Here is a 9,367-nt window from a genome sequence, read left to right on the forward strand (position 1 = left end):
GGGCAGAGGAGATCGATGTCGACACCCGGGCCCGCCGGGCGGTCGCGCCGGGCGGCGTCGTCATCGGCGAGGGGGACGTGATCTCGATTGACGGGTCTTCCGGCGCCGTCTACCTCGGCGAGGTGCCGGTGGTGCCCTCGCCGGTCGTCCAGTACTTCGAAGGGACGTTGCTGGCGGACGGGAGCGACCCGCTGGTCGACGCCGTGCACCGGATCATCACCCATGCCGACGAAGCCCGCCGGCTCGGCGTGCGCGCCAACGCCGACACCGCTGACGACGCCGACCGGGCCCGCCGGTTCGGCGCGGCAGGCATCGGGCTGTGCCGAACGGAACACATGTTCCTGGGCGAGCGCAGGCAGCTGGTCGAGCGGCTCATCCTCGCCGATGACGACGAGGCCAGACAGGCCGCCCTGCTCGAGCTCCTCCCGCTCCAGCGGGACGATTTCGTCGCGATCTTCACGGCGATGGACGGGCTGCCCGTCACGGTCCGCCTGATCGACCCCCCACTGCACGAGTTCCTCCCGGATCTCACCGAGCTTTCAGTACGGCTGGGCGTTGCCGCCGCTACCGGCCAGCCAGTGACGGACGGTGATGCCTCGCTGCTGGCCGCGGTCCGCCGGCTGCACGAACAGAATCCGATGCTGGGCCTGCGCGGGGTGCGGCTGGGGCTGCTGATCCCGGGCCTGTTCGCCTTGCAGGTGCGAGCGATCGCCGAGGCGGCCGTGCGCTGCCGCCAGGCTGGCGGAGATCCACGCCCAGAGATCATGGTGCCGCTGGTGGCCACGGTCCAGGAGCTGGAGGTCGTCCGTGAGCAGGCCGAACAGGTACTGCGGACGGTTGCGGCCGAGACCGGGGTCGACGTTCCCGCATTGATCGGAACGATGATCGAAGTGCCGAGGGCCGCGCTGACCGCGGGCCAGATCGCCGAGGCTGCCCAGTTCTTCTCGTTCGGCACGAACGATCTCACCCAGATGGGCTGGGGCTTCTCCCGGGACGACGTGGAGTCCTCCTTCTTCTCCCGCTACCTCGACCTGGGGATCTTCGGCGTCTCCCCGTTCGAGTCGCTGGACCGTGATGGAGTCGGCCAGCTTGTGCGTATCGCGGTCGAGGCGGGGCGCGCAGCCCAGCCGAAGATCAAGCTGGGCGTCTGTGGCGAGCATGGCGGAGACCCCGACTCGGTGCACTTCTTCCATCAGGTCGGTCTTGACTACGTTTCGTGTTCGCCATTCCGGGTGCCGATCGCTCGGCTGGAAGCCGGCCGGGCCGCCATCCTCGACCGTGCCGAACAGACGGAAGCCAGGTAGGGCGTGTCCACAGGATCTTAGAGCGACCGGCGACCGGCGACCGGCGACCGGCGACCGGCAACAGGGGACGCGGCGTCGCGGGGCTGGGGGGCACGCGGCTCGCGTCATCGCTCCCATCCATCGCCGCGCGATGGATGGGTACCCCGGCTTGCCGGTCGCCATCCAGCACCTCCGGTGACTGCCCGCGTCGCTGTGCGTTGCCCACGCACCAGCCTTGCTTCTTGATCCACACGCCTGTTGCCGGGCGCTCTTACCAGGCGTAGCCCAGCCGGGACGAAGGTACTCCCCGTCCCGCGAACGTCCCGCGCAGAGTGCCTGTTCGTCACCGTCGTGAACTTCTGTCGCTGATACCGTTCGGGGCGGTGGGACCTGGGGTAGGGCCCTGGCTGTCGAGGAACAGCCGACCAGCCGGGGTGGCGGGGACTCACGTACGACACATCGTGACTGCGACAGATCGTGACTGCGACCTGGCCAGCCGGGCCTGTCCTTGATTACTCTCGCCCGCGACAGGTAGTCATGACATGTGGTCAGCCACGGATATGTAGTCAGGTGTGCCGGACTGCTGTGCACGGCAGCTACCCATACACAGATACGCAGGCGTATTAGGAGGCTGGCGTGGTAACTCCCGTATCCGAGGTCGTGATTGACCCGACCGATTTTGATCAGATCCGGGAACTGGCTCAGCAGCTGCGGGTCGACTCGGTCCGATCGTCGACATCCGCCGGTTCGGGCCACCCGACATCGTCGATGTCAGCCGCGGATGTGATGGCGGTTCTGCTCGGCCGGCACCTGCGGTATGACTGGGACAAGCCGGACGATCCGGCCAACGATCACCTGATCTTCTCCAAAGGGCACGCATCCCCGCTGCTGTACGCGATGTTCAAGGCTGTCGGCGTGGTCTCTGATCACGAGCTGATGACCGGATACCGCCGTTTCGGTCACCGCCTGCAGGGCCACCCGACGCCGATCCTGCCATGGGTTGACGTGGCAACCGGCTCGCTCGGGCAGGGCCTGCCGGACGCGGTCGGGGTGGCACTCGCCGGCCGGCTTCTTGACCGGCTTCCCTATCGGGTGTGGGTGCTGTGCGGCGACAGCGAGATGGCTGAGGGCTCGATCTGGGAGGCCTTGGACAAGGCGGCCTACTACCAGCTGTCGAATCTGACAGCGGTCGTGGATGTCAACCGTCTCGGCCAGCGCGGTTCGACCGAGCTCGGCTGGGATCTTGATGCCTACGCCCGCCGGGCTGAGGCGTTCGGCTGCCAGGCGCTCACCGTCGACGGGCATGACATCGCCGCGATTGACAAGGTCCTGACCGAGGCCGCCGAATCCGACCGGCCGGTGGTCGTGTTCGCCCGCACTCGCAAGGGGGAGGGTTTTTCGGAGATCGTCGATGCCGACGGATGGCACGGCAAGGCCCTGCCGCCCGATATGGCCGAGCGCGCGATCGCCGCACTCGGTGGCGAACGCAACCTGCGCGTGCGGGGGCCGGTGCCGTCGGCGTCCATCCGGCGGCCGGCGCAACCCGCGCCGGTCGCTGTTGAGCTGCCGGTCTACCCTCTCGGCGCGAAGGTCGCCCCCCGGAAGGCATACGGCGAGGCGCTCGCCGCGCTCGGCGCGCGGCCAGCGGTGGTCGCCCTGGACGCCGAGGTCAGCAACTCCACCCATGCCGAGGACTTCGCCAAGGTCCACCCGGACCGGTTCTTCGAGATGTTCATCGCTGAGCAGCAACTTGTCGCCACGGCGGTGGGGCTGTCGGTACGTGGTTACATTCCATTCGCTTCCACGTTCGCCGCGTTCTTCTCGCGCGCCTATGACTTCATCCGGATGGCCGCGATCTCGCAGGCGAACATCCGGCTGGCGGGATCGCACGCGGGTGTGGAGATCGGTGCGGACGGTCCGTCGCAGATGGCGCTGGAGGACCTCGCGATGATGCGGGCGGTGCACGGTTCGACCGTGCTGTACCCGAGTGACGCGACCAGCGCCGCCAAGCTCGTTGAGATCATGGCGGATGTGGACGGAGTCAGCTACCTGCGTACGACTCGTGGCGCCTATCCGGTGCTCTACGGGGCGGGCGAGTCCTTCACCGTCGGAGGTTCGAAGATCCAGCGCCAGTCGGACGCGGATGCCGTCACCCTGATCGGCGCGGGAGTCACCCTGCACCATTGCCTGGAGGCCGCGGACATGCTCGCGGGCGAGGGCGTCCCAGCACGGGTGATCGACCTCTACTCGGTCAAGCCGGTGGACGAGGCTGCTCTGGTGGCCGCCGCGCGGGCGACCGACGGCCGGTTCGTGGTGGTCGAGGATCACTACCCCGAGGGCGGCCTCGGCAGCGCGGTGCTGGAGACGCTCGCCGCGGCCGATGTGCCGGTGCGTCTGCGCCATCTGGCTGTTCGCGAACTACCGGGGTCGGGCACACCGACCGAGCTGCTGGACGCGGCGGGAATCTCGGCGAGCCACATCGCGGCGGCGGCCCGCGCGCTGCTGCGCTGATCTCCACTCCACAGCGCTGGGTCTTCCCGACGGCACCGCGGCGCGTTGGAGCACCACGAGGCTCCCCCGCTACCGGTATCCAGGTAGCGGGGGAGCCTCGTTCTTCCTGTACTGCCTGGTCAGTCGTCGGAGCTGCTGGGAGCCGGCGCTCCACCGAACATCATGTCGCACATCGTCAGGTAGAGCCGGTCCGGCCGGGGCAGAAACTGGATTTTTGACAGGGCCTGGTCCTGCCCGGCCGATTCAACGATGAACTCGCCATACCCGAGAAGCCGACCCATTGGGTCTCGGTTGTAGGTGAGATCTGTCACTTTTTCCAGCGGCATGGTCTGCACCTTGCGGAAAAAGATGCCCGAGACCTTCATGAGGCGTTTGTCAGTGATCATCAGGTGGTCGACATGCCAGTCGGCGACCCGCCACAACATGCGCAAGATCATGAAGAGGGCGAACCACCAGGGGAGTGAGGCGATGCCCCCGCCGACTTTCAGCCCGTCGAGCAGGACCGTGAGCAGGACCGCGAGCACGATGGAGCCCAGCGTCTGCAAGAAGATGGGCAGCATGATGGCCCAGTGCATGCGGACCATCATGACCAGCCGCTCACGGGTGGCGAGGTACTTGTCGTCCCTGGCAGTGGGGTCGGGAATCCTGATTCTCACCAAGGTCGCCGCCACCGTCTCCTGGATTGCACCGGCAGTTCGCGCCGTGTCACAGAACTGTGTCGGTCACGAAGTTGGACAAGCCGTGTCCAGCAGATTGTAGGCCGTCGATAGCTCGATTGATGATGCTCGCCGCACTTTCAGGGGCGGTGACAACGAAAAAGATGACAAACGCGATGAGACCGTATCTGACGATCTTGTCCACGGCGGGCCTCCGGGCCGAAGTTGGGACGGCTGACCACAAAGTATCGCCGCTTCGCACCCCGGACGTGTGGAAATCGTGCCTATACGCTCGGCGCCGTGGCCGGTGAGTGGTACGAAGCGTCCGACGTGGTCCGTTGGGGCGAGGAGCGTCAGAAGAGTACACCCGACGATCGAACCTGGTTCGAGCGGGACCGCGCGCGTGTCCTGCACTCCAGCGCACTGCGCCGGCTGGCCGGCAAGACACAGGTCGTCGGCCCGCTCGACGACGACTTCCCGCGTACCCGGCTCACCCATTCGCTGGAGACCGCGCAGGTCGGCCGGGGACTGGCCCGTTCCCTCGGCGCGGATCCGGACCTGGTCGACGCCGCCTGCCTCGCGCATGACATCGGGCATCCTCCGTTCGGTCACAACGGCGAGGCCGCGCTTGACGCCGCTGCCCGTGCCTGTGGGGGTTTCGAGGGCAACGCCCAGAGCCTGCGTGAGCTCACCCGTCTCGAGGTCAAGATCGTGGATGTGCACGGGCGCGAAGCCGGGCTCAACCTCACCCGCGCCACCCTCGACGCGGCCCTGAAATACCCGTGGCCGAAGCGGGGCGATACGCCCAAGTTCGGTGTCTACGCCGACGACATGGCGATTTTCAACTGGGTCCGCGACGGCGCGCCAGCTGGCCGGCGATGCATGGAGGCGCAGCTCATGGACTGGGCCGATGACGTTGCGTACAGCGCGCACGATCTGGAGGACGGTGTCGTCGCCGGTCTGATCGACCTGGGCCGGCTGGCGGATCCCGGGCAGCGGGCCGATCTCGTGGCCTCGACCGCGGCCCGCTATCCCGCGGCGCCCGAGGCCGCGCTTGACGAGGCCTTGGAGCGCCTGCGGCGGCAGCCCTGGTGGGTCGCGGGCCCGGTGAGCACGCCGGCGGCGCTGCGCGCGGTGCGGACGATGACCAGCGAGCTGATCGCGCGGCTGTGCGTCGCCGCGGTCGCGGCCACCCGCCGGCTGCACGGCGAGCGTGCGCTCCGCCGCTACCACGCGGACCTGATCCTGCCCGCCACGACGGTCGCCGAGTGCTGCCTGCTCAAAGGGGTGACCGCGCGCTTCGTCATGGACCGCCGCGACGCGCATGACCGGCAGCGGCGGCAGCGCGAGGTCATCGCGGAGCTGCTCGCGCTGCTCGTCGTGCGGGCGCCGGAGGCACTCGACCCGCTGCTGCGCCCGGCCTGGTCCGCCGCCGCCGATGACGCCGCCCGCCTGCGGGTCGTCGTCGACCAGGTGGCCCGTCTGACGGACGCGAGCGCCGTCCGGCGGCACGCTCAGCTGACTGGCCGTTCCTGGCCGGTGACCCTGTGACAGCAGGTGGTGCCGCCCTGGTGACGGCCGGCCCCGTGACGCGGCTCCTGGCCCGCGTTGCCGTACCCGGCGGAGATGACCGTTGCTGTTTGCGCACCGCGTGCTTGGAAGATCGGCACTCTGGCGCGCTGACAAGTATCATCACGGGGGAAAGGGCGGACCCGCGGGGGCGGTGGCAAGCCGGTGGCATCAGCTGAGGGGCGGCGGCCCCGGTGTGACGCCGGTACCCCGCCCGGGATGCAGGGAGGGACGTGTGGCCGGACGCATCCGCGACGCAGACGTCGCTGCCGTGCGTGACCGCTCACCGATTGCGGACATCATCGGTGACTATGTGCAGCTGCGTCCCGTCGCTAGTGGTCAGCTGCGCGGCCTGTGCCCGTTTCACGATGAGAAGACCCCGTCGTTCAATGTTCGTCCACAGGTCGGTGCCTATCACTGTTTCGGGTGTGGCGTCGGCGGCGATGTGATCGCGTTTGTCCGGGCGATCGATGCCCTGTCGTTCCCGGAGGCGGTGGAACGCCTGGCCCGCCGTGCTGGGGTTACTCTCAGCTATGAAGGCGGTGGGGTGACCAGCCGCGTGGTCACCAGCCAGCGCCAGCGGCTCCTTGACGCACACCGGGCGGCGGCGGAGTTCTACACCGAGCGGCTGGCATCGACTGAGGCCCGTGAAGGCTGGGAGTTTCTCGCGGCGCGGGGCTTCGATCAGGAAGCGGCGTCGCGGTTCGGCGTCGGCTATGCGCCAGCGGGCTGGGACACCCTGACCCGTCACCTCATGGGCCGGCACTTCACCGCCGCGGAGCTCGTCCTCGGCGGCCTGGCGAAACAGAGCAGCCGCGGGAGACTGATCGACAGGTTTCACCGAAGGCTGGTGTGGCCGATCCGTGATCTCGCGGGAGACGTCGTCGGCTTCGGCGCCCGTCGGCTCGCCGCCGACGATCCCGGGCCCAAGTACCTCAACACCCCTGAGAGCCCGCTGTTCAAGAAGGCCAGCCTGCTCTATGGCGCGGACCTCGCCCGGCGTGAGATCGCGCGGCGGTATCAGGTTGTGGTCGTCGAGGGTTACACCGACGTGATGGCCTGTCATCTCGCCGGCGTGCCGACCGCGGTCGCCTCCTGCGGCACCGCGTTCGGCAGTGAGCACGTGACGGTGTTGCGGCGGCTGCTGATGGACCAGAGCGAACACCGCGGTGAGGTCGTGTTCACGTTCGACGGTGACGAGGCCGGCCGCAAGGCCGCCATCCGTGCCTTCGAGTTCGAGGAGCGGTTCGTCACCCAGACCTTTGTGGCGGTCGAACCGTCCGGGCTGGACCCGTGCGATCTGCGGATGGCGCGGGGCGACGGGGCTGTTCGTGATCTTGTTGCCGGCCGTCTCCCGCTGGTGGAGTTCGCGATCCGCGGGAAGCTGGCCGAGTTCAACCTCGACACGACCGAAGGGCGGCTGGCGGCGCTGGACGCGTCCGCACCACTGATTAACAGGCTGAAAGACCGGGGCCTGCGGCACCGTTATGCGGTTAACCTTGACAACTGGCTTGGTTTTCTGGACGAGGAGTTCGTGGTGCGGCGGGTCGCTGAGCACTCCGCACGTGTCAACGGGGGTGCCGCGTCCCGTGCCGGCTCCGCCCGCCCGGCGCTGTTGCGCCCACGCGACGCCACCGCGGATGACGCGGTCGTGGCGGTCGAACGGGAGGTGCTCAAGGTCGCGCTCCAGTATCCCGGCCTGGCCGGCCCCGCCTTCGACACGTTGCCGGCCGAGTTGTTCACGGTTCCCGCGCATCGCGCTGTCCGTACGGCCATGATGACGGCCGGTGGTGTATACGCTGGGCTGTCAGCGGCTGGTGATGTCGCGGGCTGGGTTTCCCTGGTGGCCACGGCGGCCGGGGAGGACGAGCTCCGGCGGTTGGTCACCGGGCTTGCCGTCGAAGCCGTGTTCTGCGACCGCGATGTCGACGACAGGTACGTCGATGAGCAGCTGTCACGTATACAGGAGTTGCATGTGACCCGTCGTATCACGGAGCTGAAGTCGCGTGTGCAGCGGCTCAACCCCGTGACCGACGCCGAGACGTTCAAGCACGCATATGGTGAGCTGATCGCCTTGGAACAGCACAAGCGCCAACTCCGGGAACGGGGCCTGGGTGCCGCGTAACCTGGGTCGATCCCGAGAAGGAAGTGACGAGATTCCGCCCATGAGCAGTCCAGCCGTCCTACCGCGCGAGGCCCAGGTGGACGAGGTCAAGGACCTCATCACCAGGGGCAAGGAGATCGGTTTCCTCACCACTGAGGACGTCACGGTCGCATTGCAGGCGGCCGAGCTGCCGCCGGAGCAGACCGACGCCGTTCTGCAGGTCCTCAACGACGAGGGCATCGAGATCCTCGAGGCGGGTGGAGAGGACGCCGACGAGGCCGACCTGCTCGCCCGGCGTCGCCGTGAGGAGGAGGAACTGGCGCTCAAGGCGCCGACCTCCGATCCGGTCCGCATGTATCTCAAGGAGATCGGCAAGGTTCCGCTGCTGACCGCGGAGGAGGAGGTCGACCTCGCCAAGCGTATCGAGGCTGGTCTGTTTGCCTCCGAGAAGATCGCGGCAGCCACCCGCAAGACCTCTCCGCAGATGCGTCGCGATCTTGAGGCGATTGAACGTGATGGCCAGGTTGCCAAGCGTAAGCTTGTAGAGGCGAACCTGCGTCTTGTCGTGTCGATCGCCAAGCGCTATGTGGGTCGTGGCATGCTGTTCCTGGATCTCATCCAGGAGGGCAACCTCGGTCTGATCCGCGCTGTGGAGAAGTTCGACTACACCAAGGGCTACAAGTTCTCCACCTACGCCACCTGGTGGATTCGCCAGGCGATCACCCGCGCTATCGCAGACCAGGCCCGCACCATCCGCATCCCGGTGCACATGGTCGAGACGATCAACAAGCTGATCCGCATCCAGCGGCAGCTGCTGCAGGACCTCGGGCGCGAGCCGAGCCCCGAGGAGATCGCCAAGGAGATGGACCTCACACCCGACAAGGTGCGTGAGATCCTCAAGGTCTCCCAGGAGCCGGTGTCGCTGGAGACTCCGATCGGTGAGGAGGAGGACTCCCACCTCGGTGACTTCATCGAGGACTGCGACGCGGTCGTGCCGGTGGACGCGGCCAGCTTCATCCTGTTGCAGGAGCAGCTTGACTCGGTCCTGCACACCCTCTCCGACCGGGAGAAGAAGGTCATTCAGCTGCGCTTCGGGCTGACCGACGGGCATCCGCGCACGCTGGAGGAGGTCGGCCGGGAGTTCGGGGTCACCCGCGAACGGATCCGGCAGATCGAGTCGAAGACACTGTCCAAGCTCCGCCACCCGTCCCGCTCCCAGAAACTCCGCGACTACCTGGAGTAGC

7 protein-coding genes are annotated in these 9,367 nt (G+C 67.7%); 5 read left to right on the plus strand and 2 right to left on the minus strand.

The annotated features are described in order from the left end of the window. Nucleotides 1-1,304 (plus strand): putative PEP-binding protein (locus tag MJ785_RS18125; RefSeq protein WP_305039921.1); only part of this gene is annotated, 1,304 nt, incomplete at its 5' end. A 615-nt stretch (nt 1,305-1,919) separates the two neighbouring features. Beyond that, nucleotides 1,920-3,794, plus strand: a complete 1,875-nt coding sequence (locus MJ785_RS18130) for a transketolase (RefSeq protein WP_239308368.1) — start codon at nt 1,920-1,922, stop codon at nt 3,792-3,794. Between the two features lie 119 nt (nt 3,795-3,913). Here MJ785_RS18130 and MJ785_RS18135 read toward each other — a convergent pair whose 3' ends face one another. Both MJ785_RS18135 and MJ785_RS18140 read right to left on the minus strand, forming a co-directional pair. Beyond that, nucleotides 3,914-4,453, minus strand: coding sequence for a PH domain-containing protein (locus tag MJ785_RS18135; protein WP_308127769.1), 540 nt, complete (start codon nt 4,451-4,453; stop codon nt 3,914-3,916). A 46-nt stretch (nt 4,454-4,499) separates the two neighbouring features. After that, entirely contained in the window at nt 4,500-4,655 is a 156-nt protein-coding gene (locus MJ785_RS18140; RefSeq protein ID WP_239308370.1) for a hypothetical protein, read from the minus strand. Nucleotides 4,656-4,750: 95 nt separating this feature from the next. On the opposite strand from MJ785_RS18140, the gene MJ785_RS18145 reads away from it, so the two are divergent. The 3 genes from MJ785_RS18145 to MJ785_RS18155 all read left to right on the plus strand — a co-directional run bounded on the left by MJ785_RS18145 (nt 4,751) and on the right by MJ785_RS18155 (nt 9,366). Then, the gene (locus tag MJ785_RS18145) at nt 4,751-6,001 is read left to right on the plus strand and encodes a deoxyguanosinetriphosphate triphosphohydrolase (RefSeq protein ID WP_239308371.1); all 1,251 of its coding nucleotides are present in this window, start codon (nt 4,751-4,753) and stop codon (nt 5,999-6,001) included. A 253-nt stretch (nt 6,002-6,254) separates the two neighbouring features. Further along, nucleotides 6,255-8,144: a DNA primase gene (dnaG, locus tag MJ785_RS18150; protein ID WP_239308372.1), complete on the plus strand. Its 1,890-nt coding sequence runs from the start codon at nt 6,255-6,257 to the stop codon at nt 8,142-8,144. Nucleotides 8,145-8,184: 40 nt separating this feature from the next. Further along, nucleotides 8,185-9,366 (plus strand): RNA polymerase sigma factor, encoded by a 1,182-nt coding sequence (locus tag MJ785_RS18155; protein WP_239330237.1) that lies wholly within the window; start codon nt 8,185-8,187, stop codon nt 9,364-9,366. Nucleotide 9,367: the final 1 nt, after the last annotated feature.

This window comes from Protofrankia sp. CiT1 (assembly GCF_917627335.1).
Lineage (GTDB): Bacteria > Actinomycetota > Actinomycetes > Frankiales > Frankiaceae > Protofrankia.

Coding starts and splice junctions, on each gene's coding strand:
- MJ785_RS18155 (WP_239330237.1), top strand. CDS start 8,185: ATGAGCAGTCCAGCCGTCCTACCGCGCGAGGCCCAGGTGGACGAGGTC.